The sequence below is a fragment of the Paraoerskovia sediminicola genome (genome assembly GCF_030296575.1).
Classification (GTDB): domain Bacteria; phylum Actinomycetota; class Actinomycetes; order Actinomycetales; family Cellulomonadaceae; genus Paraoerskovia; species Paraoerskovia sediminicola.
Window position 1 is genome coordinate 2666325 of sequence record NZ_AP027729.1, and the last position, 22720, is coordinate 2689044.

21 protein-coding genes, 2 tRNA genes and 2 pseudogenes are annotated in these 22720 nt (G+C 72.5%); 18 read left to right on the top strand and 7 right to left on the bottom strand.

Features of this window, described 5'->3' with window-relative positions; all coding sequences use genetic code 11:
• Positions 1–33: 33 nt before the first annotated feature.
• The 11 genes and pseudogenes from QUE47_RS12310 to QUE47_RS12360 all read left to right on the top strand — a co-directional run bounded on the left by QUE47_RS12310 (position 34) and on the right by QUE47_RS12360 (position 12385).
• Positions 34–1278 carry a sugar ABC transporter substrate-binding protein gene (locus QUE47_RS12310; RefSeq protein WP_286217529.1) on the top strand — a complete coding sequence of 415 codons (1245 nt, stop codon included), beginning with the start codon at positions 34–36 and terminating at the stop codon, positions 1276–1278.
• 222 nt (positions 1279–1500) lie between these two features.
• Complete coding sequence (locus QUE47_RS12315; RefSeq protein WP_286217530.1) at positions 1501–3138, top strand: ABC transporter permease subunit; 1638 nt, start codon at positions 1501–1503, stop codon at positions 3136–3138.
• Between the two features lies 1 nt (position 3139).
• On the top strand, positions 3140–4051 hold the full coding sequence (locus QUE47_RS12320) for a sugar ABC transporter permease (RefSeq protein WP_286217531.1): 912 nt from the start codon (positions 3140–3142) through the stop codon (positions 4049–4051).
• A 4-nt stretch (positions 4052–4055) separates the two neighbouring features.
• On the top strand, positions 4056–4388 hold the full coding sequence (locus tag QUE47_RS12325) for an early set domain-containing protein (protein ID WP_286217532.1): 333 nt from the start codon (positions 4056–4058) through the stop codon (positions 4386–4388).
• An 80-nt stretch (positions 4389–4468) separates the two neighbouring features.
• Positions 4469–5926 (top strand): glycoside hydrolase family 13 protein, encoded by a 1458-nt coding sequence (locus QUE47_RS12330; protein WP_286217533.1) that lies wholly within the window; start codon positions 4469–4471, stop codon positions 5924–5926.
• Positions 5927–5975: 49 nt separating this feature from the next.
• A complete protein-coding gene (locus tag QUE47_RS12335; RefSeq protein WP_286217534.1) occupies positions 5976–8516 on the top strand; it encodes a glycoside hydrolase family 31 protein in 2541 nt (846 codons plus the stop codon).
• Positions 8517–8550: 34 nt separating this feature from the next.
• Positions 8551–9824: pseudogene (locus QUE47_RS12340) on the top strand (deoxyguanosinetriphosphate triphosphohydrolase).
• Between the two features lie 66 nt (positions 9825–9890).
• A pseudogene (locus tag QUE47_RS12345) lies at positions 9891–10715 on the top strand (DNA primase); the annotation flags it as partial.
• A gap of 125 nt (positions 10716–10840) precedes the next feature.
• Entirely contained in the window at positions 10841–11320 is a 480-nt protein-coding gene (locus tag QUE47_RS12350) for a hypothetical protein (protein WP_286217535.1), read from the top strand.
• Positions 11317–11853, top strand: coding sequence for a hypothetical protein (locus QUE47_RS12355; RefSeq protein WP_286217536.1), 537 nt, complete (start codon positions 11317–11319; stop codon positions 11851–11853). The genes QUE47_RS12350 and QUE47_RS12355 overlap by 4 nt, the downstream gene beginning before the upstream one ends.
• A 112-nt stretch (positions 11854–11965) precedes the next feature.
• Complete coding sequence (locus tag QUE47_RS12360) at positions 11966–12385, top strand: hypothetical protein (protein ID WP_286217537.1); 420 nt, start codon at positions 11966–11968, stop codon at positions 12383–12385.
• 59 nt (positions 12386–12444) lie between these two features.
• Here the strand turns inward: QUE47_RS12360 and QUE47_RS12365 are convergent.
• Together QUE47_RS12365 and QUE47_RS12370 are read right to left on the bottom strand one after the other, a co-directional pair.
• Positions 12445–12517 (bottom strand) — tRNA-Asn (locus tag QUE47_RS12365).
• A gap of 58 nt (positions 12518–12575) precedes the next feature.
• Positions 12576–13085 carry a hypothetical protein gene (locus QUE47_RS12370; protein ID WP_286217538.1) on the bottom strand — a complete coding sequence of 170 codons (510 nt, stop codon included), beginning with the start codon at positions 13083–13085 and terminating at the stop codon, positions 12576–12578.
• Positions 13086–13261: 176 nt separating this feature from the next.
• On the opposite strand from QUE47_RS12370, the gene QUE47_RS12375 reads away from it, so the two are divergent.
• From QUE47_RS12375 to QUE47_RS12395, 6 genes are all read left to right on the top strand, one after another.
• The gene (locus QUE47_RS12375; RefSeq protein WP_286217539.1) at positions 13262–13948 is read left to right on the top strand and encodes a YqaJ viral recombinase family protein; all 687 of its coding nucleotides are present in this window, start codon (positions 13262–13264) and stop codon (positions 13946–13948) included.
• A 13-nt stretch (positions 13949–13961) separates the two neighbouring features.
• Positions 13962–14035: transfer RNA gene (locus QUE47_RS12380), tRNA-Ile, on the top strand.
• A gap of 83 nt (positions 14036–14118) precedes the next feature.
• Positions 14119–14466, top strand: coding sequence for a three-helix bundle dimerization domain-containing protein (locus tag QUE47_RS17275; RefSeq protein WP_434019683.1), 348 nt, complete (start codon positions 14119–14121; stop codon positions 14464–14466).
• Between the two features lie 5 nt (positions 14467–14471).
• Entirely contained in the window at positions 14472–15293 is an 822-nt protein-coding gene (locus QUE47_RS12385; protein ID WP_286217540.1) for a DUF1206 domain-containing protein, read from the top strand.
• Between the two features lie 109 nt (positions 15294–15402).
• Positions 15403–15891, top strand: a complete 489-nt coding sequence (gene def / locus QUE47_RS12390) for a peptide deformylase (RefSeq protein WP_286217541.1) — start codon at positions 15403–15405, stop codon at positions 15889–15891.
• Positions 15892–16029: 138 nt separating this feature from the next.
• A complete protein-coding gene (locus tag QUE47_RS12395) occupies positions 16030–16527 on the top strand; it encodes a DUF3145 domain-containing protein (RefSeq protein ID WP_286217542.1) in 498 nt (165 codons plus the stop codon).
• Positions 16528–16622: 95 nt separating this feature from the next.
• On the opposite strand, the gene QUE47_RS12400 is transcribed toward QUE47_RS12395, so the two are convergent.
• From QUE47_RS12400 to QUE47_RS12420, 5 genes are all read right to left on the bottom strand, one after another.
• Positions 16623–17867 carry a beta-ketoacyl-[acyl-carrier-protein] synthase family protein gene (locus QUE47_RS12400; protein WP_286217543.1) on the bottom strand — a complete coding sequence of 415 codons (1245 nt, stop codon included), beginning with the start codon at positions 17865–17867 and terminating at the stop codon, positions 16623–16625.
• A gap of 199 nt (positions 17868–18066) precedes the next feature.
• Positions 18067–18315: an acyl carrier protein gene (locus QUE47_RS12405; protein ID WP_286217544.1), complete on the bottom strand. Its 249-nt coding sequence runs from the start codon at positions 18313–18315 to the stop codon at positions 18067–18069.
• Between the two features lie 99 nt (positions 18316–18414).
• Positions 18415–19428 carry a beta-ketoacyl-ACP synthase III gene (locus QUE47_RS12410; RefSeq protein WP_286217545.1) on the bottom strand — a complete coding sequence of 338 codons (1014 nt, stop codon included), beginning with the start codon at positions 19426–19428 and terminating at the stop codon, positions 18415–18417.
• Complete coding sequence (locus QUE47_RS12415; RefSeq protein ID WP_350227557.1) at positions 19425–20390, bottom strand: ACP S-malonyltransferase; 966 nt, start codon at positions 20388–20390, stop codon at positions 19425–19427. Before QUE47_RS12415 ends, QUE47_RS12410 begins: the two co-directional genes overlap by 4 nt.
• Before the next feature lie 153 nt (positions 20391–20543).
• Complete coding sequence (locus tag QUE47_RS12420) at positions 20544–21716, bottom strand: PucR family transcriptional regulator (RefSeq protein ID WP_286217546.1); 1173 nt, start codon at positions 21714–21716, stop codon at positions 20544–20546.
• A gap of 160 nt (positions 21717–21876) precedes the next feature.
• Here QUE47_RS12420 and QUE47_RS12425 point away from each other — a divergent pair, with 160 nt between their 5' ends.
• The gene (locus QUE47_RS12425) at positions 21877–22563 is read left to right on the top strand and encodes a hypothetical protein (RefSeq protein ID WP_286217547.1); all 687 of its coding nucleotides are present in this window, start codon (positions 21877–21879) and stop codon (positions 22561–22563) included.
• Positions 22564–22720 lie beyond the last annotated feature (157 nt).

Sequence of the window (22720 nt, forward strand, 5' to 3'; positions counted from 1 at the left end):
AGGGTCGGCGGCCCACGACACGATGGAGTTGAGATGCGACGGAGCATCATTCTTGCCGGCGCGACGGTCACCGCCCTCGCGCTCACCGCATGCGGTTCGGGGTCGTCGGACTCCGCCGAGTCGGCCGCACCTGAGGCCACCGAGTCCGCGGCCACCGCCGAGGGCACCCTGACGATGTGGGTCGACGACACCCGCATCGGCGAGATGCAGCCGGTCGTCGACGCCTTCACCGAGAAGACCGGTGTCGAGGTCGACCTGGTGCAGAAGGCGTCGGGCGACATCGGCCCCGACTTCGTCGCCCAGGTCCCGACGGGCGAGGGCCCGGACATCATCACCTCGGCCCACGACGGCCTCGGCGAGTGGGTCAACAACGGCGTCGTCGCACCGATCGAGCTCGGCGACAAGGCCGACGGCTTCGCCCCGGCAGCCATGGCGGCCATGGCCTACGACGGCCAGACGTACGGCGTCCCGCTGTCGATCGAGAACATCGCGCTCGTCCGCAACAACGACCTGCTCGACGAGACCTCGGCCACGACCTTCGACGAGCTCGTGGAGCAGGCCAAGGGCGCCGGCACCGAGTTCTCCGTCCTGATCCAGCAGGGCGAGGAGTCGGACCCGTACCACCTCTACCCCCTGCAGACGTCCTTCGGGGCACCGGTCTTCGCCCAGGCGGACGACGGCTCGTACACGAGCGACATCGAGATGGGCGGCGACGCCGGCCACGCGTTCAGCGAGTACCTCGCCAAGCTCGGTGACGAGGACGTGCTCGACATCTCGATCGACGGCGAGAAGGCCAAGCAGGCGTTCCTCGACGGCGACGCCCCGTACATCCTGACCGGCCCGTGGAACACCACGGCGTTCACCGAGGCCGGCATGGACATCTCCGTGCTGCCGATCCCGAGCGCCGGCGGCGAGCCGTCGCAGCCGTTCGTGGGCGTCCAGGGCGTCTTCATCTCCGCGAAGTCCGAGAACCCCGTCCTCGCCAACGAGTTCGTTGCGAACTACCTGACGACCGAGGAGGCGCAGGACGTCCTCTACACCGAGGGTGGCCGCACCCCGGCCCTGACGGCCTCGGCCGCCAAGGTCGACGACCCGATCCTGACCGGGTTCAACGACGCCGGCATGGAGGGCGCCCCGATGCCCGCCATCCCCGAGATGAGCTCCGTCTGGGGCTTCTGGGGCACGACCGAGGCGCAGGTCGTCGACGGTCAGGCCGACGCCGACACCGCCTGGGACCAGATGGTCGACAACATCCAGGGCGCGATCGACGCGGGCTGACGCCCCCACCCGGTCCTGTCCGCGCCGACGCGCGGACAGGACCGGTCTCGCGCGACCATGTGAGCAGGCACCAGCTGCCGACATCTGTTCCGCAGCTGCACGACATCTGCTCCGACCGACGGCCGCGCGACCCAGCACGACCTGCACCACCCAGCTCCAGCCGCACCACCCAGCACATCCCCGATCCACGCGCACCGCTGCGCACGCCGTAAGGACCGATCGATGACACACCCCACCGCTGTCGAGGGGCCGACGACCGCCGGCTCCGGCAACGGGTCGCCACCGGAGGACTCCTCCGGGACCCGCCGCCCGCGCCGAGGCTGGGCCTCGCACGCGAGGGACGTCCGTCCCGGATTCCTCGTCAAGCTCGCGCTCGTGGCTCTCGCGAACGCCGTCGGCCTGTACGGGATCCTCGCGGCGTGGGCCGTGCAGTCGTGGGGGATCCTCGCGTTCCTCGTGCTGGCGCTCGTCGCCGTCGACTGGGCCTACTTCTCCCGCCGCGCGCTCGCCGCGAAGTACCTGGTGCCGGGCCTGATCTTCCTGTTCGTCTACCAGATCTTCGCGATGGGGTACACGGCGTACGTCGCGTTCACGAACTACGGCGACGGGCACAACTCCACCAAGGACGACGCGATCGCGCAGATCTCGGAGCAGAACGAGCGCCGCGTCGAGGGTTCGGCGTCGTACCCGCTGACCGTCGTCACCCAGGGCGACGAGCTCGGGTTCGCGATCGTCGACGACGGTCAGGTCCGCGTCGGGTCGGCGGAGCAGCCGTTCGAGGCCGAGCCGGACGCGGTCGTCGAGAACGGGTCGATCACCTCGATCCCCGACGGCGACGTGCTGTCGTTCGTCGACGTCGCGGGTCGCCAGTCGGAGATCACGCAGCTGCGCGTCCCGCTGTCGGACGACCCGGAGAGCGGTTCGATCCGCACCCAGGACGGCTCGACCGGGTTCGTCTACCAGCCGGCGCTCGCGTACGACGAGGACAGCGACACGTTCGTCGACACGGAGACCGGCACGGTCTACAGCCCCAGCGGTGGCGGGAACTTCGTCTCCGCCGACGGCCAGGAGCTCACGCCCGGCTGGCGGGTCGGCGTCGGGTTCTCCAACTTCTCGGCGATGTTCACGGACTCCCGCATGGCCGGTCCGTTCGCCTCGATCTTCGGGTGGACCTTCGTCTTCGCGGCGCTCTCGGTCCTGACGACGTTCGCGCTGGGACTCTTCCTGGCGATCACGTTCAACGACGAGCGGGTCCGCGGCCGCAAGATCTACCGGTCGCTGCTGATCCTCCCGTACGCGTTCCCGGGGTTCCTCTCGGCGCTCGTGTGGTCCGGCATGCTCAACGAGAGGTTCGGCTTCGTCAACGAGGTGCTGCTCGGCGGGGCGTCGGTGCCCTGGCTGACCGACCCCACGCTGGCGAAGGTCTCGGTGATCCTCGTCAACCTCTGGCTCGGCTTCCCGTACATGTTCCTCATCACGACGGGCGCGCTCCAGGCGATCCCGAGCGACATGATGGAGGCCGCCAAGATCGACGGTGCCGGGCGGTGGCGGATGTTCCGCTCGCTCACCCTGCCGATGCTGATGGTCTCCGTGGCGCCGCTGCTCATCGCCTCGTTCGCCTTCAACTTCAACAACTTCTCGCTGATCTTCATGCTCACGGGCGGTGGTCCCAACTTCGTCGGCACCCCGTACGTCGTCGGGCACACGGACATCCTGATCTCGATGGTGTACTCCGTGGCGTTCGAGAGCGGCAGCAAGCAGTACGGCGTGGCGAGCGCGCTCTCCATCCTGATCTTCATCATGGTCGGACTGATCTCCTGGATCGGATTCCGCCGCACCCGCAAGCTCGAGGAGCTCTGAGATGGCGTCGACCCGAACCTCCCCGGAGGTGACCGCTGCGCCCCAGCCGGTCAACGACAACCGGCTGCGCGGAGCGCGCTGGTGGAACGAGATCGGCTGGCGCCACGTCGTCGGCGTGGTCATGGTGCTGATCTGCGTCCTGCCGCTGCTCTACGCGGTGTCGGCGAGCCTGAACCCGGCGGGCACCCTGACAGGGTCCAACGAGCTGTTCCGGACGGTCTCGCTGGAGAACTACGCGAACCTGGTCCCGTCCGGGTTCGGCGACTGGATGGTCAACTCGCTGATCGTGTGCACGGTGACCGCCGCCGGGACCGTGGTCATGGGCGGGGCCGCCGCGTACTCGTTCTCCCGGTTCCGGTTCAAGGGCCGGCACCAGGGCCTGACGGCGTTGCTGCTCATCCAGATGTTCCCGCAGATGCTCGCGTTCGTCGCGATCTTCCTGCTCCTCCTGTCGCTCGGGGACGTGTTCCCGGTGCTGGGCCTGAACTCTCAGCTCGGTCTGATCTGCGTCTACCTGGGTGGCGCCCTCGGCGTGAACACGTTCCTCATGTACGGGTTCTTCAACACCGTCCCGCGTGAGCTCGACGAGGCCGCGAAGATCGACGGTGCGACGCACGCGCAGATCTTCTGGGGCATCATCGTCCGGCTCGTGACGCCGATCCTCACGGTCGTGGGTCTGCTGTCGTTCATCACGGCGTACGGCGACTTCATCATCGCCAAGATCGTCCTGCAGCGTCCCGAGGAGTTCACGCTGGCCGTCGGTCTGTACAACTGGGCCGCGGACGAGCGGAACGCCCCCTGGGGTCTGTTCGCCGCGGGCGCCGTGATCGCCGCGATCCCCGTGGTGGCGCTGTTCCTGTTCCTCCAGCGGTACATCGTCGGCGGCCTCACGGCCGGGTCGGTCAAGGGCTGACCTGATGTCGGACGCCGTCCCTCGCCAGGTCCCGCGGGTCACCCTCGGGGCGCACCACGACGGGTCCGAGCTCTACGTCCCCGCGGGGACGCCGGTCCTCGGCGGCACCGTCGAGGTCCGGCTCCGGGTCCCGTCGAGCGTCGACGAGGTCTGGCTCCGCTCGGTGCGGGACGGCGAGCCCCGGCTCTCGCGGGCGCGCCCGACTCCAGGGCCCTTCGGGGCCGGCGCGCCCGAACCCGGGGAGTGTTGGTTCGCGGCCGACCTGCTCGTCCACAACCCGGTGACGAGCTATCGGTTCCTGCTCAAGGGGACCTCGACGTCCCCTACCTGTGGCTGAACGGGCGCGGCACCCACGCCCGCGACGTCTCCGACGTCGCCGACTTCCGGATCACGACCCACGCGCCCGCGCCGGACTGGATGCGCGACGGGATCGTCTACCAGGTGTTCCCGGACCGGTTCGCGCGCTCCGCCGCGGCGGCGGACCGGGACCTGCCGGGGTGGGCGCTCCCCGCGGACTGGGACACCCCTGTGATCCCCGAGGGGCCGGGGGTCGGGACGCAGCTCTACGGCGGGGACCTCGCGGGCGTCGAGGAGCACCTCGACCACCTCGTGGACCTCGGCGTCGGCACGCTGTACCTCACCCCGTTCTTCCCCGGGCGCTCCAACCACCGCTACGACGCGAGCACGTTCGCGCACGTCGACCCGCTGCTCGGCGGGGACGAGGCGCTCGCCTCCCTCACGCGCGCCGCGCACGCGCGCGGGCTGCGGGTGATGGGGGACATCACCACGAACCACACCGGCGCGGGGCACGAGTGGTTCGTCGCCGCGCTCGCCGACCCGCAGGCACCGGAGCGCGACCTCTACTACTGGACCGACGGCGGCTACGTGAGCTGGCTCGAGCACGACTCGCTGCCGAAGCTCGACTGGGCGTCGCCGCAGGTCGCCGAGAAGATGCTGCACGGCGCCGACGCGCCCGTGCGCCGCTACCTCGAGGCGCCGTTCGACCTGGACGGCTGGCGGGTCGACGTCGCGAACATGACGGGCCGCCACGCCGCGCAGGACGACACGCACGAGGTCGCGCGCGAGGTGCGCCGGGCGATCACGGACGTCCGCGCCGACGGGGCGCTCGTCGGCGAGCACTTCCACGACGCGAGCGGCGACCTCGCGGGCGACGGCTGGCACGCCAACATGAACTACTCGGCGTTCACCCGGCCGATCTGGACGTGGCTCGCGCCCGAGGGGTCGCAGGTCCCGTACCTGGGTCTTCCGGTGACCATGCCGCGGCGGTCGGGTCCTGACGTCGTCGCCACGATGCGCGAGTTCGACGCCGTGGTGCCGTGGGCCGTCGCGTCCCGCCAGTGGAACATGCTCGGCTCGCACGACACGGCGCGGCTTCGCACCGTCGTCGGCGGTCCGGAGATGGTCGAGGTCGCCGCGGCGGTCCTCATGACATACCCGGGCACACCGGTCGTGTTCGCCGGGGACGAGCTCGGCCTCGAGGGGGTCAACGGGGAGCACTCGCGGGTGCCGATGCCGTGGGGCCGTCTCGAGCTGCAGGACGCCGCGACCCACGACACCTACCGGTCCCTGGTCCGGCTGCGGCGCGAGTCCCGCGCGCTGCGCGAGGGCGGCATGCGGTGGGTCCACGTGGACGACGACGCGCTCGTCTACCTCCGCGAGACGGCCGACGAGCGGGTGCTCGTCGTCGCCGCTCGCGGTCCGTGGTCGGGCGCCGTGGTGACGGGGCTCGCCGTCGACGGGTTCCCGGAACGGCTGTTCGGCGGCGTCCCGCTCCAGGTCGAACCCGACGGTGTCCGCGTCGCGGGCGACGGGCCTGCGGTGGGCGTCTGGCGCCTGCCCGCGCAGACCGGCTGACACCGGCCCTCCCTGACCGCGCACGACGTCCCAGCCCGAGAGGTCCCACATGTTCTCCCTGAGCGACGGGTCGCCCCGTCCCGCGGCCGCCGCGTCCCAGATCACCGGGCCCGGTTACCGCTTCACGATCCTGACGAGCCGGCTGATCCGGCTCGAGTGGGCGGACGACGGCGCGTTCGTCGACGAGGCCACGGCCGTCGTGACGAACCGTGACTTCCCGGTCCCGGGCTTCACCGTCGAGCGCGACGGCGCGTCCCTCACGGTCCGCACGGAGCACGTCGAGCTGCACCACGACGGCGGACCGTTCACGAGCTCGGGGCTCTCGGTCACGCTCCACGGCGCACCCGACATCCACTACGCGGCCTGGCGGTTCGGCGAGGACCTGCCGCAGTACCTGCCGCGCCGCGGGAACCTCGGGGGCACCGCACGCACCCTGGACGAGGTCGACGGGGCGTGCCCCCTCGAACCGGGCATCCTGTCGACCTACGGCTTCGCGACGCTCGACGACTCGGCGTCGGTCCTGATGACGCCCGACGGGTGGGTCGCGCCACGATCGAGGTCCGGCGCGGGGTCCCGGTCAGGGTCCGGCGGCGGGGCCGGCTCGCGACCGGCGCACGACCTGTACGTCTTCGCCCACGGTCACGACTACCAGGGCGCGCTGGACGACTACTTCCGACTCACGGGCGCCCCGCCCCTGGTCCCGCGCCACGTGCTGGGCAACTGGTGGAGCAGGTTCTGGCGCTACGACCACGACGGCTACCTCGCGCTGCTCGACCGGTTCGACGCCGAGCGGCTGCCGTTCTCGGTGTCCGTGATCGACATGGACTGGCACGTCACCGACGTCGACCCGGCGCTCGGGACCGGGTGGACCGGCTACACGTGGAACCGGGACCTGTTCCCGGACCCGGCGGCGTTCCTCGCCGCCCTCCACGACCGAGGACTGGCCGTCACCCTCAACGTCCACCCCGCGGACGGCGTCCGACGCCACGAGGACGCCTACCCGGCCACCGCGCGCGCCCTCGGGGTCGACCCGGACTCCGGGGTCGCGATCCCGTTCGACATCACGGACCGCGCGTTCGTCGACGCCTACCTCGACCACGTCCACCACCCGCTCGAGGACGAGGGCGTGGACTTCTGGTGGCTGGACTGGCAGTCCGGCGGCGTCACCCGGGTGCCCGGGCTGGACCCGCTGTGGATGCTCAACCACGTCCACCACAAGGACTCGGGCAGGGGAGGGCGCCGCCCGCTGACCTTCTCCCGCTACAGCGGCCCGGGCAGCCACCGGTACCCCGTCGGGTTCTCGGGCGACACGATCGCCACGTGGGCGTCCCTGGACTTCCAGCCGTACTTCACCAGCACCGCCGCGAACATCGGGTACTTCTGGTGGAGCCACGACGTCGGCGGTCACATGGAGGGCTCGACCGACCCGGAGCTGACGGCACGGTGGGTGCAGTACGGGGTGTTCTCGCCGGTGAACCGGCTGCACTCGTCGTCGAGCCCGTTCGGCTCGAAGGAACCCTGGCTCCTGGGTCGTGAGGCGGGCCACGTCGCGGCGAGGTTCCTGCGCCTGCGCCACGTGCTCGTCCCGTACCTGTACACGGCGGCGTGGGCGGCGCACGAGCACCGCGTGCCGCTCGCCCGACCGCTGTACCACGCGTACCCCGACGAGCCGGAGGCGTACGAGCACCCGAACGTCTTCCTGTTCGGCCCCGATCTGCTCGTCGCGCCGATCACGACCCCGAGGGACCCCGAGGCCCGCGTCGGCGCGGTCACGGCGTGGCTGCCCGAGGGCACCTGGACCGACCTCTTCACCGGTGCGACCTACCGCGGCGGGCGCACCACGACGCTGCACCGCGGCCTCGACGACTACCCCGTCCTCGTCCGGGCCGGGGCGGTCCTCCCGCTGGCCGCGGACGCGACGGCCCCCGTCGCGCAGGACCCGGACGAGCTCGTGCTGCGCGTCGTCCCCGGCACGGGGGAGTCGTCCTTCGTGGAGGACGACGGCTCCGCGGCCCCGGTGGCCCGGCGCACCGTGGTGCGCCAGACGTGCCGGGCCGGGGAAGGTACGGGCCTGGATCTGCGGCTCGAGATCGAGCCGGGCGGACCAAGCGCGGCCGGCGCCGGGGGCGATGCCGGGGACAGCGCTGAGCGCGACACCGGGGAGCGCTCCGGCCGCACCGTGCCCGGCCTCGGGTTCGACCTCGCCGGCGTCACGGCGGTGGGCTCCGTCTCGCTCACCGTCGGCGGCGAGGAGCACCCGGTCACGGTGGTCGAGACCCCTGCGGACGACGTCGCCGACCTCCTCGCGCCCGCGCTGCGCCTGCGCGCCGAGGGCGTCGACCTGACGCTGCCGGTGGTGCTGACCGTCGCCGGTGCTCGGCGCGCCACGGTCGACCTCCTCGACGCGGTACGCGGACTCCTGGCCGGCGCGCACATCGAGGTGACCACGAAGGACCGCGCCTACGTCGCCGCGCGGAGCCTCACCGGGCTCGAGCTGGTCGACGAGCTCGCGAGCCTCGGCCTGCCGGCCGTTCTCCTCGGAGCCGTCATCGAGGCGGTCGTCGCGGCCGGAGAAGCGCCGTCTGACTAGGGTGGGTGACGTGCCAGACAGTCCCAGAGCGAGCGTGTCCCCACCCGGGCACCAGCCGGAGCCCGGCTACGGCTCCACCGACGTCGAGCGGTGGTCGCCGGAACCGCCCAAGAGCAAGGTCCGCACGCCCTTCGAGCGCGACCGCGCCCGCGTCGTCCACTCGTCCGCCCTGCGCCGGCTCGGCGCCAAGACCCAGGTCCTCGGCCCCGGCAGCGACGACTTCGTCCGCACGCGCCTGACGCACAGCCTCGAGGTCGCGCAGATCGGTCGAGAGCTCGGCAAGGCCCTCGGCTGCGACCCCGACATCGTCGACACCGCCTGCCTGGCGCACGACCTCGGCCACCCGCCGTTCGGCCACAACGGCGAGCGGGCGCTCGCGGACGTCTCCCGCGACGTCGGCGGGTTCGAGGGCAACGCGCAGACGCTGCGGCTCCTGACGAGGCTCGAGCCCAAGGTGTTCACGACCGACGGCGGGCCCGCCGGCCTGAACCTGACCCGGGCCTCGCTCGACGCGAGCGTCAAGTACCCGTGGGGCCGCGGCGAGGGTCCGGTGCGCGAGGACGGCCTGCCGACACCGAAGTTCGGCGTGTACGACGACGACCGGCCCGTCTTCGCGTGGCTGCGCGAGGGCGCGCCCGACCGGGTCAAGTGCATGGAGTCGCAGGTCATGGACCTCGCCGACGACATCTCGTACTCGGTGCACGACGTCGAGGACGCCGTGGTCGGCGGCAGGATCGAGCTCGACCGCATGGACGACGCCGGCGAGCGGGCGCTCGTCGTCGACGCCGTGCACGCCTGGTACGGGCGTCGGCACTCGGCCGACGAGCTCGACGCGGCCCTCCTGCGCCTCGTCGGCACCGGCCACCTGCTGACCGGCTTCGACGGCAGCCGGCGTGCGCTCGCCGCGCTCAAGGACGCCACGAGCCAGCTCATCGGGCGGTTCAGCGACAGCGCGCACCTCGCGACGCGGGCCGCCTACGGGGACGGCCGGCTGACCCGGTACTCCGCCCAGCTCATGGTCCCGGAGACCACGCTGGCCGAGATCCTGGCGCTCAAGGGGATCGCGGTCGCCTACGTGATGGCCCCCGCGAGAAGGAACCGATCTACCAGCGGCAGCGCACGATCATCCGGGACCTCGTCGAGGTGGTCCTCGACCGCGGTCCGCTCGCCCTCGAGCCCACGTTCGTCGAGGACTGGGAGCAGGCGTCGGACGACGGCGCGCGCCTTCGCGTCGTCGTCGACCAGGTCGCGTCGCTCACCGACCTCAGCGCGGTCGCGCTGCACACCCGGCTCGTCCGGCCCCGCTGAGCCCGCGGCCCCGCGGCACCTAGAATCACCACCGTGGCACTCATCAAGCGGGACGACGTCGACGCGGTGCGTGAGCGCGCTCGCATCGAGGAGATCGTCTCGGCGCACGTCACGCTCAAGCCCGCGGGGGTGGGGTCGCTCAAGGGCCTGTGCCCCTTCCACGACGAGCGCTCGCCGTCGTTCCACGTGCGGCCCCAGGTGGGGCGCTGGCACTGCTTCGGCTGCGGCGAGGGCGGCGACGTCATCTCGTTCGTCCAGCAGATCGACGGGTTGGGGTTCACGGAGGCCGTCGAGTACCTCGCCGGCACGGTCGGGATCCAGCTCCGCTACGAGGACTCCGGGCCGGGCGGGGGCGGCCCGCGCCGCAGCGAGGAGCCCGGGCGCCGGCAGCGCCTCCTGGAGGCGCACCGCGTCGCCCAGGAGTACTTCGCCGAGCAGCTCGTGTCCGCCGGGGCGGGGGCGGCCCGCAAGTTCCTCGCCGAGCGCAGCTTCGGCCGCGCCGACGCCGAGACCTTCGGGATCGGCTACGCACCGACCGGCTGGGACAACCTCCAGCGGCACCTCCAGGGCCGGGGCTTCACCGGCGCCGAGCTCGTCGCGTCGGGCCTGATGAGCGAGGGCCAGCGTGGCACCTACGACCGGTTCCGTGGTCGGCTGGTCTGGCCGATCCGTGACGTGACGGGCGCGGTCATCGGCTTCGGGGCCCGCAAGCTCTACGACGAGGACCAGGGTCCCAAGTACCTCAACACCCCCGAGACGTCGCTCTACAAGAAGTCGCACGTCCTGTACGGGATCGATCTCGCCAAGCGGGAGATCGCCAAGCAGCGCCGCGTCGTCGTCGTCGAGGGGTACACCGACGTCATGGCCGCGCACCTGTCCGGCGTCCCGACGGCCATCGCGACGTGCGGCACCGCCTTCGGTGCGGACCACGCGAAGATCGTGCGGCGGCTGATCGGCGACACGAGCGCCGGGGAGGGCTGCAGCTCGCCTCCGGGCAGTCGCTGGGCGGCGAGGTCGTGTTCACGTTCGACGGCGACGCCGCCGGGCAGAAGGCCGCGGTCCGGGCGTTCGGCGAGGACCAGCGGTTCTACGCGCAGACCTTCGTCGCGGTCGAGCCGAGCGGCATGGACCCCTGTGAGCTGCGCATGGCGCGCGGACCCGAGGGCGTGCGCGCCCTCGTGGACGGTCGGCAGCCGCTCTTCGAGTTCGTCATCCGCACGAGGCTCGACCAGTTCGATCTCGACACCGCCGAGGGGCGGGTCGCCGCGCTGCGCTCCGCCGCACCCGTCGTCGCCGGGATCCGCGACCGGGCCCTGCAGCCCGAGTACTCGCGGATGCTCGCGGGCTGGATCGGCATGGACGAGGCCGCCGTGCGGCAGGCGGTGCGCACCGCGCCCCGAGAGTCCGCCCCGCGCGAGTCCGCGCCCGAGCGCACGACCCGAGGGTCGGACGACGGCCCGGGGCCAGGCGGGGCCGGGACGGTGGCGACAGGGTGACCGGCGGGGACGCCCACGAGGGCGGAGCACCCCAGGTGGTCGCGCTGCCCGCGCCCGACCCGAGGGACCCCGTGGCGAGGCTCGAGCGGCAGGCGCTCGTCGCCGTCCTGCAGCACCCGGACGTCGTCGACTCCGCGACGTTCGACGCGCTCGAGGACGACGCGTTCGTGGTGCCCGCGTGGCGCGCGGTCCACGACGCCGTCCGTGCTGCCGGCGGGATCCGCGAGTCGCAGGGCATGCAGCCCGGCCGATGGGTCGAGGCGGTCTGCGAGGCGGCGAGCGAGGCCGTCCTGCCCGTCGTCAACGAGCTCTCGGTCGCGCCGATGCCCGAGGACCGGCCCGGAGCTGTCGAAGGGTACGTGCGTGACGTGATCCGCAAGCTCGTCGACCTCGGCCTCACCCGCCGGGTCGCCGACGCCCGCAGCCGGCTCCAGCGGACGGACCCCGCAGCCGACGCCGACGCGTACGGGGCCGCCTTCGCGGAGCTGCTCGCCATCGAGAAGGAACGCCGGGAGCTGCGCGAGAGCGCCTGAGGCGTCAGACGCACGACGACGGGACGCGATCCCGCCGCGCCGGGCGTGGCGACGCGGCGACACGTGACGAGAGATCGCGCCGAGCGCGCGCGCCCGGTGCGAGAATGCCGACGTGACCTACTCCCGCATGGCCCCGCGCCGTCGTCCGACTTCCGTGACGATCGCTGTCGTCCTGACCTGGTTCGTCGCGCTCGCCGACATCGTCTCCGGTCTGGTGCTGATCTTCTCCGACCGCAGCTCCGAGCTCGTCAAGGTCGTCGCCGAGACCTCGGTCTCGCTGACCTTCACGGGGTACGTGCTGCTCGGTACCGGCGCCCTGGTCGCGATCCTCGCGATGTCCCTGGGCCGCGGGTCGCGGTTCGCGCGCGGTCTCCTGACCCTGGTCATGACGATCCGCATCATCGCGGCCCTGTGGGCGATCCTGGTGATCGGGGCCGACCAGGTGACGGAGAGCGTCCTCGTCGTCGTCGGGTCCGGCTTCGTCCTGTACCTGGTCCGCAACCGCGAGGCCGCACGGTTCTTCGCGCGCTGAGACAGCCGCGAGCCAGACGCACGAAGGCCCGGAATCCTCAGGATTCCGGGCCTTGTCGGCTCCCGCGGTTGGACTCGAACCAACGACCGTCCGATTAACAGTCGGATGCTCTGCCAACTGAGCTACGCGGGAATGTGGCTTCTCCCCGCCTGTCCAGCACGGGTCGAACCGAGAGGAAACTCTACCAGGCTCACAGGGGTAGTCCGGACGCCGAACGGACCCTCGCCTCGGCCTCGTCGATGCGCGCCGCGACCTTCGGATCGCCCAGGTCCACGCCGCCGTCGACGGACACCTGCGAGAACAGGTCGCCGTCCGCGCTGCGGCGCACCGCGACCGTCGCCGTGCGGTCGCCGGGGAACGCGAGCGTCTCCGCGATCACGACCGAGGACTGGATGCGCTCCCGCAGCATCTGGGGGAACGACGTCCGGTCGGCGTCGGCGAGCGTGAGGGCGAGGTCGGGCTCGTCGTCGATCCACTCGACCGTCACCGTCGAGGTGAACGGGTCGAACCCTGCACGGTCGACGTCGGTCCACGGGCGGGAGCGGGGCGTCTCCCCGGTGACGTGGAGCGCGTTCCGGGAGGCGACCGCCCACCCGCCATGCGTCAGCTCGCCGCCGGCGAGCACCTTGTCGCCGGGGGCGAGGTCGAGCGTGCGTCGGACGGCGTCGGGCACGGGCGTGGAGCGACGGAACAGGGCCATGGGTCCAACGCTAACGGCCCCGGCCGTGGGGTGGGCGAGAACCGGGCGTGGCCGGGTCGCCGCGGGCCGGACAACGGCCGGACGCCGGGCGGACGCCGGGCGGACGCCGGGCCGACGTCGGGTGGACGCGGCGGGTCACGGCCGCGCCGTCCGACGTCACCGGTACGCTCCTGGGCGTGCCCCTGCTGACCGACGCGACGCCGTCCGAGGTGACGCTCTCGGTCTCGGTTCCCGCGCCGGATGCGGTGCGCTACTGGACAGCCGCCGACGGCCGGCCCGTCGGGTCGGAGGACCGGGACTCGTGGCTCGCCGCGCGACGGTCGGGGGTCACTGCCACCGACTGCAGCAAGATCGTGCGACGCAACGGGGTGCCGAGCCTGCAGCGGCAGGGACTGCTCGAGAAGAAGGCGTTCGGGACGGCCGACCCCGAGTTCTGGGGCTACGCACACGGTCGCGAGCGGGAGCCGATCATCGCCGCCTGGGTGCGCGACGAGTTCGGCATCGAGCACAACGACCGGCTCTGCGCGGGGGAGGACCCCCGGCACCTGGCGACGCCCGACGGCATCGGGTCCGGGGTGGTCGCCGAGATCAAGACCTCCGTGCTCGCGCTGCGCCAGGCGCGCAGCCGGTACGCGGACCAGGTGCAGTGGCAGATGCACGTCACGGGTGCGGAGCGCTGCCTGTTCGTCGTCGAGAACCGGTACACCCTCGAACGCGAGACCGCCTGGATCGGTCGCGACGAAGCGAGGCTCGCGGTGCTCGTCGAGCACGCCGGCCGGTTCCTCGCCGACCTCGACGGGCTCCGAGCGCGGATCGCGGAGCGCGAGCGCCGCATGGCGGATCGGCTCGCGTACTCCCGGTAACCTGTCCAGCCAAGGGCCAGTAGCTCAGCCGGTCAGAGCAGCGGACTCATAATCCGTCGGTCGTGGGTTCAAGCCCCACCTGGCCTACTCGTGTGCTCGACTTCTCCCGTACATCTGTCGTTCACCCCGAGTTTGTTGTGACCTGCGCCACCCGGGCGGAGCATCGGGCCATGGACAAGCGACACGAAGCGGCAGAGATCGACGACGTGGTCACCCGGGTCGCGGTGCGGTTCCCGGACGTCCCTGAGGCCGACATCCGCGAGCAGGTCGAGGCCGAGGCGGCCCGACACTCCGACGCGCACGTGCGTGACTTCGTCCCCGTGCTCGTTGAGAACGCGGTGATGTCGACGATGCGCGCCGGGGTCCGGCAGCACCGCTCGCCCGCCCGGCCTGAGCGCACTCGGACGGCTCGCGCTCGCCGGCGCAGGTCGTCATATGCGTGTGTCTCGTGTGCGGGGAACCTCAGGTCCTGTCATGATCCTCGCTGGCTGCGACCGTCGCGGGCCACGAGGGAGTGATACACGTGTCGCACGATCCGGGCAGCTCGACCAAGAGTGCCGCCGACTCCGCCGGTGACAACAAGGGGCTGCAGATGCTCGCCCGCGGCGGGTACGCCGTCAGCGGCCTGCTGCACATCATCATCGGCTACCTGGCGGTGCGGGTCGCGACCGGGTCGGGTGAGAACGCCGACAGCTCGGGCGCCTTCCAGGAGATCGCGAAGACGCCGGGTGGCGCCGTGGTCCTGTGGTTCGCGGTGGTCGCCTTCGCCGCGCTGGCGATCTGGCAGATCACCGAGGCGGTCGCCCCCGGTCCGGGTGACGAGAAGGAGCGGCAGGCCCACCGTCTCAAGTCCGCGGGCAAGGCGGTGCTCTACCTGGTGCTCGCGTACGTCGCCTTCACCTTCGCCTCCGGCGGCGGCAGCGGCGGTGGGGGAGGCACGCAGGAGTCGCTGACGGCCCAGGTGATGGGCAACCCGGCGGGGCGCATCCTCATCGGCGCGATCGGCGTCGGGATCGTGGCTGCGGCGGTCTTCCACGTCGTCAAGGGATGGCGCAAGAAGTTCCTCGAGGACCTGCAGGGCAACGCCGGCGGGAACGTGGGCAAGGCCGTGGTCGTCCTCGGCCGCGTGGGCTACATCGCGAAGGGCTTCGCCCTCGGCGTGCTCGGCGTGCTCTTCGTCGCGGCTGCCGCGACGGCCGACCCCGACAAGGCAGGCGGTCTCGACGACGCGCTGAAGGCGATCCGCGACCAGCCGTTCGGGCCCGTGCTGCTGATCGCCACGGGGATCGGGTTCGCGGCCTACGGCGTCTACTCGTTCGCCCGGGCGCGGTACGCCAAGCTCTGACCTGCCCTGCCCGTCCCGCCCCCGCGGGAACCGACCGGACCGACCTGGCTGACCCGGCACCCGGCCGCACGGCCGGGGCCGCGCCGTCCTGCATGGAACAATGGCGGGCATGGCGATGCGAGAGATCCGGACGATCCCCGACCCCGTGCTGCGTACCCCGTGCGACGAGATCACGAAGGTGGACGACCGCGTCCGGTCCCTCGTGGCCGACCTCGTCGAGACCGTCGACCACGAAGGCCGCGCGGGGCTCGCAGCCAACCAGATCGGCGTGAGCCTGCGGGCCTTCTCGTGGAACATCGACGATGAGATCGGGTACGTGCTCAACCCGCGCATCGTCGAGCTCTCGGAGGACGAGTACCAGGACGGCGACGAGGGCTGCCTGTCCGTTCCGAACCTCTGGTACCCCACGACGCGGGCCTGGTACGCGAAGGTCGTCGGCACGGACCTGGACGGCGGCACCGTCGAGGTCGAGGGCACGGAGCTCATGGCGCGCTGCCTGCAGCACGAGTGCGACCACCTGGACGGGATGCTCTATCTCGACCGGTTGGACCGGTCCGTCCGCAAGAAGGCGATGAAGGAGCTCCGCGCGCAGCTCTGAGCGGCTGCGCGCGCCCGACCTGCGAGCACGCGGCACCGTGTGTGAGAATTGCTCGCAGGACGCCGCGCGTCAGCACTATGGCGACACCCGTGGGATGAGGACGTTGGGGAAGACGAACCTCGACCCAGGGAGGACGACATGGGTGCCATCACCCGCGGTGTGCTTTTCGTGCACTCAGCGCCCCGTGCGTTGTGCCCCCACATGGAGTGGGCGGCAGGCAACGTGCTGGGCAGTCGCGTGACGCTCGACTGGACCCCCCAGCCGGCTGCGCGCGACCTCTACCGCGCCGAGTACTCCTGGCAGGGCGCCCAGGGGACCGGAGCGCGTCTGGCGTCCGCCCTGCGCGGCTGGACGCACCTGCGCTTCGAGGTGACCGAGGAAGCCAGCCACGGCTCCGACGGATCTCGCTGGTCGCACACGCCCGACCTCGGGATCTTCCACGCCGCGACCGACGTGCACGGCAACGTCGTGGTGCCCGAGGACCGCGTCCGCGACGCGCTCGACCATGCCGCCGAGCCGGGCGTCATGGAGTCGATGCTCCACGTCGCGCTGGGCAAGGCGTGGGACGACGAGCTCGAGCCCTTCCGGTACGCCGGCGCCGGCGCACCGGTGCGGTGGCTGCACCGCGTCGGCTGAGCACGACGTACGACAGCGGGGCCCGTCACCGATCGGTGACGGGCCCCGCTGTCGTGCTGTTCGACGACCTCCTGGGCAGGAGGTCGACGAGATGCTCAGACGGTGGTCGCGAGCAGCGCCACGTTGTGGCCGCCGAACCCGAACGAGTTGTTCAGCGCGGCGATGTCGCCGCCGGGCAGGTCGCGCGGGGTGTCCCGCACGAGGTCCAGGTCCAGTGCCGGGTCGGGCTCCGTGACGTTGATGGTCGGCGGGGCCTTGCGGTCGGCGAGCGCCTTGATGGTGAAGATGGTCTCCAGCGCACCGGCGCCGCCCAGGAGGTGACCGGTCATGGACTTGGTCGCCGAGAGCGTGACGTGGTCGGCCTCCCCGCCGAACAGCGTGCGCACGGACGCGGCCTCGGTGAGGTCGCCGACCTTCGTGGACGTCGCGTGGGCGTTGAGGTGGACGACGTCGCGCGCGGAGACCCCCGCGTCCTCGACGGCGCGGCGCATCGCGGCGACCTGGCCGGTGCCCTCGGGGTCCGGGGACGTGAGGTGGTAGGCGTCGGAGCTCAGCCCCACCCCGGCGAGCCGGGCGTAGACCGTCGCACCGCGGGCGGCGGCGTGCTCGGCGCTCTCGAGGACGACGATCCCGGCGCCCTCACCGAGGACGAACCCGTCACGCTTCACGTCGTAGGGGCGCGACGCGCCGGCGGGGTCGTCGTTGTTCAGGGAGAGGGTCCGGGAGGCCGCGAAGGCAGCCACCGGCATCGGGTGCATCGCGGCCTCGGTGCCTCCGGCGACGACGACGTCGGCGCGGCCCGAGCGGATCATCTCGATGCCGTAGCCGATCGCCTCGGCGCCCGACGCGCAGGCGGAGACGAGGGCGTGGGCGCCGGCGCGAGCGCCGATCTCCAGCTCGACGTAGGCCACGGGCGAGTTGGGCATGAGCATCGGGACCGTCATCGGCAGCACGCGCCGCGCGCCGCGCTCCTGCAGCGTGTCCCAGGCGTCGAGGGTCGTCCAGATGCCCCCGATCCCGGACGAGACCACGGCGCCGAGGCGCTCGGGGTCGACCTGGGGGCTGCCGGCGTCGGCCCACGCCTCGCGCGTCGCGATGATCGCGTACTGCGCGGACGGGTCCATGCGCTTCGTCTCAGGGCGCGTCAGGACGTCGGCGGGCTGGACCTTGATCTGCGCGGCGAAGTGGACGGGGATCCCGTACTTCTCCACCCAGTCGTTCTCGAAGGTCTTGGCGCCGGACTCGCCGGCGAGCGCGGCGGCCCAGGTCGTGTCCACGTCCCCGCCGAGCGGGGTGGTGGCGCCGAGTCCGGTGACGACGACGTCGGGGGCGGTGCTCATGACGGCTCCAGTCAGAAGTTGGTTCTGGTGTGCTGCGGGACGCTGGACAGGTGTGACAGTCCGTGCGACGGCGTGTGTGACCGTTCGTCCGACGGCCTGTGTGACGGCCTGTGCGACGGCCCTTGGGCGGGCCCGGACCGGCGAGGTGCCGGGTCCGGGCCGCGACCGGGTCCCCGCGCGTGCGCGGGGAGGCGTGGGGTCAGCCCTGCGCCTTGGTGATGTAGCTGACGGCGTCGCCGACGGTGGTGAGGTTCTTGACGTCGTCGTCCGGGATGCGGACGTCGAACTTGTCCTCGGCGTGCGTGACGATCGTCATCATCGACAGGGAGTCGATGTCGAGGTCGTCCGTGAACGACTTCTCGGGCAGCACGGCGTCCGTGGGGAGGCCGGTCTCCTCGGAGACGATCTCGGCGAGGCCTGCGAGGACTTCCTGCTCGGTGGCAGCCATGGTGTTTCTCCTTGGTCGTGCGCCCGGTGTGTCCGGGCGCAGGTCTGGCGGTCGGTCTTGCGGTCGTGCTGGATCGGACGTTACAGGCTACGGCCGTCGTCAGGGCAGGACGACGACCTGCGCGGCGTACACCAGACCGGCTCCGAAACCGATCTGGAGCGCGAGGTCTCCCGAGGTCACGGCTCCCTCGCGGAGCAGCCGCTCGGTCGCCAGCGGGATCGAGGCGCTGGAGGTGTTGCCGGTCTCGGCGATGTCTCGGCCGATCGCGACCTCCGGCGGCAGCCCGAGCTGCTTGATCATCTGGTCGATGATCCGCATGTTGGCCTGGTGGGGCACGAACGCCTGGATGTCGTGGGCACCCACGCCGGCGGCGGCGAGCGCCTTCTCGGCGACGGGAGCCATCTGGAACGCGGCCCATTTGAAGACGGTCTGGCCGTCCTGGCGCAGGGTCGGCCAGCCGGCCGAGGGGTCGTCGCGGAGCGCGTTCCAGGGGTGCGTCTGCGTGATCGCGGGCGCCTTGCCGCCGTCCGACCCCCAGACCACCGGACCGATGCCCGCGTCGGGCGCCGGGCCGACGACCACGGCCCCGGCGCCGTCCCCGAGGAGGAACGAGATGCTGCGGTCCGTGGGGTCGACGAACTCGCTCATCTTCTCGGAGCCGACGACGAGCACGTGCCGGGCCACGCCGGCCCGCACGAGCGCGTCGGCCTGGGCGACCGCGTAGGTGTAGCCGGCGCACGCGGCGGAGACGTCGAAGGCGGAGGCGGGCGTCGCGCCGATGCGGTGCGCCAGGAGCGCGGCGGCGGACGGCGTCTGCTCCCAGTGCGTCGTCGTCGCCACGATCACGGCGTCGAGGTCGCTGCCCTCGAGCCCCGCGTGGTCGAGCGCCGCGCGGGCGGCGCCCTCGGCGAGCTCCACGACCCCGACGCCGGGGGCCGCGTAGCGCCGGGTGCGGATCCCGGTGCGCTGGACGATCCACTCGTCGGAGGAGTCGATGGGGCCGGCGACGTCGTCGTTCGTGACCACGATGTCGCCGCGGACCCCGCCGATCCCGAGGATCCGCGAGCCGGCGCTCGTCTCGGCGAGACGGAGCGCGGCGCGGGGCGGCGTCACGCGGTCGGCCCGGCGGGGACGCCCGCGTGCCGCGACGCGAGGTCGAGCGCCTTGTCGAGGTCGTCGGGCGTCTTGACGGCGACGGTCTCGACGCCCTTCATCGCGCGGCGGGCGAGACCCGTCAGGACCCCGCCGGGCGCGAGCTCGATCATCCCGGTCACGCCGAGCTCGAGCATCGTCGCCTGGCACAGGTCCCAGCGCACCGGGGCGACGACCTGGGCGGCGAGGCGGGCGAGCACGTCGGCGGCCGCGCCGTGGGGTGCGGTCGCGGCACCGATCGTCGCGTACGCCGCGCCGTCGGCGTTCGACAGGAGCGTCATCGTCGGGTCCTGCGCGGGCCAGGCGGTGGCGACCGGCGTGAAGGCCTCGCGGGCGGACGCCATGTAGTCGGTGTGGAACGCGCCGGCGACCTGCAGCGGGATCACGCGGGCACGGGTCGGCGGGTTCTCCGTGAGCGCGCTGATCCCCTCGGGGGAGCCGGCGGCGACGACCTGCCCGCCGCCGTTGACGTTGGCGGGGGACAGGCCTGCGGCCTCGATGGCGGCGAGGACCTCGTCCGGGTCGCCGCCGAGCACGGCGGCCATGCCGGACGGCGCAGCGGCAGCAGCGGTGGCCATGTGGCGCGCCCGGTGTGCGACGAGCCCGACGGCACCCTCGTCGTCGAGGACGCCCGCCACCGCGGCGGCGGCCAGCTCCCCGACCGAGTGCCCTGCGGTCACGTCACCGAGCGGGGCGGAACCCGTGGCCGGGTCGGCCGTGGCGTCGCCGCTCCCGCGGCGTGCCAGCAGCGCGCGGAACGAGACGAGCGACGCGGCGACGAGCAGCGGCTGGGCGACCGCGGTGTCCTTGATGGTCTCGGCGTCGGACGTCGTCCCGTGGGTGGCGAGGTCCGTCCCCGCGGCGTCCGACAGGCGGGAGAGGAGCTCGGACGTCCCGGGCAGCTCGAGCCACGGGGCGAACATTCCGGGGTCTGGGCGCCCTGTCCAGGGCAGACGAGTGCTAGCACGCCTCAACTGTGCCGTGGCCGGGCCCGGAAGTGGCGTCGCGGCGCGCACGAAGGTTGTGTGAACCGTTTGTCCGGAACCTACAAGCGCCCGGGACTCGTCACGCGGCCCTCAGTACTGCGTCGTCTGCTGAGCCGTCGAGAGCTGTCCCAGCGCGAGGGCGATCTGCAGCACGAACGACTCACGGGCGTCGAGCGGGTCCCACCCGGTGAGGTCCGAGACCTTCCGGAGCCGGTACCGGACCGTGTTGGGGTGGACGTACAGGTGTCGTGCCGCGGCCTCGAGGGAGCGGCCCGTGCCGAGGTACGCGGACAGGGTCTCCAGCACCGAGCCGGCGGACTCCTCCAGCGGGCGGTACGCCTGGGCCACGAGAGTGCGGCGCGCGGTCGTGTCCCCGGTGAGGACCCGTTCGGGGAGCAGGTCGTCGGCGAGGACGGGCCGCGGCGCCTGCGGCCAGGCCGGTGCCGCGGCGAGACCCGCGAGAGCCGCCCGGGCCGAGCGTGCGGCGTCCTCGAGGCTCGAGACGGTCGGGCCGATGATCACGGGACCCGGGCCGAACCGGGGCAGGAGGGTCGCGGCCGCGGCCTGCAGGTCACCGGACCCGCCGAGGACGAGGACGACCCGGTCGCCGTGGATGCCGACGAGCGCGTCGGCGGTGGCGCGCCGGGTGGCCCGGCGCAGGTCGGCGGTCCGGACCTCGTCCAGCGCGGTCTCCGTCGTCCCCACCATGACCAGCACCTCGCCCTTGCCGCCCCACCCGAGGGCGGACACGCGCGAGCGCAGGGAGTGGTCGCCGTCGCCCCGGATCAGCGCGTCGACGACGAGCGCCTCGAGCCGGGCGTCCCAGGCGCCGCGGACCTCCGCGGCGCGCGCGTAGACCTCGGCGGCCGAGAACGCGACCTCGCGGGAGTAGCGCAGCACCGCCTCGCGCAGGTCCCGCTCCATGCCGGGCACCGCGAGGCTGTCGCTGTGCTCCTCGACGACCTCGACGACGATCCGGACGAGCTGGAGCGTGTGCTGCAGGGAGATGGACCGCGTCAGCTCCGGCGGCGCGGCGGAGAAGATCTCGTTCACGCCGTGCGGCGGCCGTGACGGGTCGGCGAACCAGGACGTGAACGCTGCGATGCCGGACTGCGCGACGAGTCCCACCCACGACCTGTCCTCCGCGGGCAGCGCGCGGTACCAGGCCAGGTCCTCGTCGAGCCGCCGCAGCGCCGCTGCGGTGAGGATGCCGTTGCCGTCGCGCAGGCGCTGCAGGCTGTCCGAGGGCCCCGTCGTCGTCACGAGGCGAGCATACAAGCGCGGTTGTGGGGAATCGACAACACGTCCACGCTCCGCCGACGATCGGCACGACCCCGGGCCGAGCGGCCGCTCGGCCGCCGCGAGATGTCCGGGCACCGGGCGAGCCGCGAGCGAGCAAGGGTGAAACGGCTAGGGTGGCCGCATGGCCCTGATGCCTCGACTCCGCAGACTGCTCCGACGACCCACGAACGCGTCGACGGTGGGATCACGCCGCCCCTCGTCGTCCGACCGTCGGGGCGACAACATCCACGAGGACGCCCTGCGCGCCCAGCTGACCGACGACCCCAACAACGCCGCGGCGTTCCAGGCGCTCGCCGAGATCGTGCGGCGCCACGCCGCCGAGTCGACCGTGATGGACGACCCGCTCGCGGCGCCCGTCGACCCCGAGGAGCGGGAACGGGCCGAGGAGCTGGCGGTGTGGGCGCTCGCGGAGGAGCTCGCGGGCAACCCGCGCGGCTGGTACCCGCTGGTCGAGCTGGGCCGCCTCTCTCTCGACGACGACACCGACGGCGCGCTGCGTCGTTTCGCGACCGCAGCCGAGCGTGACCCGTCAGGGCGCGCCCTGGCCGAGTCGGTGGCCGTGCTGAGCGAGGCCGGGCTCCAGGTCGAGGCCCTCGGCCTCGGCGTCGGGCACTGGCGCGCCCGGGAGCACGTGGTGGACGCGGGGCGCCAGCTGGTGCTCGCCGCGCTCGCCGCCGACCGCACGGCTGAGGCCCGCCAGTACCTCGACTTCATGGAGGCCGCGCCCGACAAGGCCGCCCTCGCCAAGGTGCGACCGGAGCTCGAGAAGGCCGTCGCGCTGTCGGAGCAGCACCACGCCGGTACGTGACCTCGCTGGTACGTGACCGTGCGGCTACTGGACCGCGCAGATGCGTGACCGCGCCGGTGCGTGACCGCGCAAGTAGGTGACGACGGCGCCCCGACCGCCCGCTGTTCAGCGGTAGCAGAAAGGCCCCGCCCCTCGGGTTCGAACCCGAGGGGCGGGG

Excerpts from the sequence above, each read along its gene's own strand:
- QUE47_RS12310 (WP_286217529.1), top strand. The coding sequence starts at position 34 with ATGCGACGGAGCATCATTCTTGCCGGCGCGACGGTCACCGCCCTCGCG.
- QUE47_RS12315 (WP_286217530.1), top strand. The coding sequence starts at position 1,501 with ATGACACACCCCACCGCTGTCGAGGGGCCGACGACCGCCGGCTCCGGC.
- QUE47_RS12320 (WP_286217531.1), top strand. The coding sequence starts at position 3,140 with ATGGCGTCGACCCGAACCTCCCCGGAGGTGACCGCTGCGCCCCAGCCG.
- QUE47_RS12325 (WP_286217532.1), top strand. The coding sequence starts at position 4,056 with ATGTCGGACGCCGTCCCTCGCCAGGTCCCGCGGGTCACCCTCGGGGCG.
- QUE47_RS12330 (WP_286217533.1), top strand. The coding sequence starts at position 4,469 with ATGCGCGACGGGATCGTCTACCAGGTGTTCCCGGACCGGTTCGCGCGC.
- QUE47_RS12335 (WP_286217534.1), top strand. The coding sequence starts at position 5,976 with ATGTTCTCCCTGAGCGACGGGTCGCCCCGTCCCGCGGCCGCCGCGTCC.
- QUE47_RS12370 (WP_286217538.1), bottom strand. The coding sequence starts at position 13,085 with ATGGCCCTGTTCCGTCGCTCCACGCCCGTGCCCGACGCCGTCCGACGC.
- QUE47_RS17275 (WP_434019683.1), top strand. The coding sequence starts at position 14,119 with ATGGACAAGCGACACGAAGCGGCAGAGATCGACGACGTGGTCACCCGG.
- def (WP_286217541.1), top strand. The coding sequence starts at position 15,403 with ATGGCGATGCGAGAGATCCGGACGATCCCCGACCCCGTGCTGCGTACC.
- QUE47_RS12395 (WP_286217542.1), top strand. The coding sequence starts at position 16,030 with ATGGGTGCCATCACCCGCGGTGTGCTTTTCGTGCACTCAGCGCCCCGT.
- QUE47_RS12400 (WP_286217543.1), bottom strand. The coding sequence starts at position 17,867 with ATGAGCACCGCCCCCGACGTCGTCGTCACCGGACTCGGCGCCACCACC.
- QUE47_RS12405 (WP_286217544.1), bottom strand. The coding sequence starts at position 18,315 with ATGGCTGCCACCGAGCAGGAAGTCCTCGCAGGCCTCGCCGAGATCGTC.
- QUE47_RS12415 (WP_350227557.1), bottom strand. The coding sequence starts at position 20,390 with ATGTTCGCCCCGTGGCTCGAGCTGCCCGGGACGTCCGAGCTCCTCTCC.
- QUE47_RS12425 (WP_286217547.1), top strand. The coding sequence starts at position 21,877 with ATGGCCCTGATGCCTCGACTCCGCAGACTGCTCCGACGACCCACGAAC.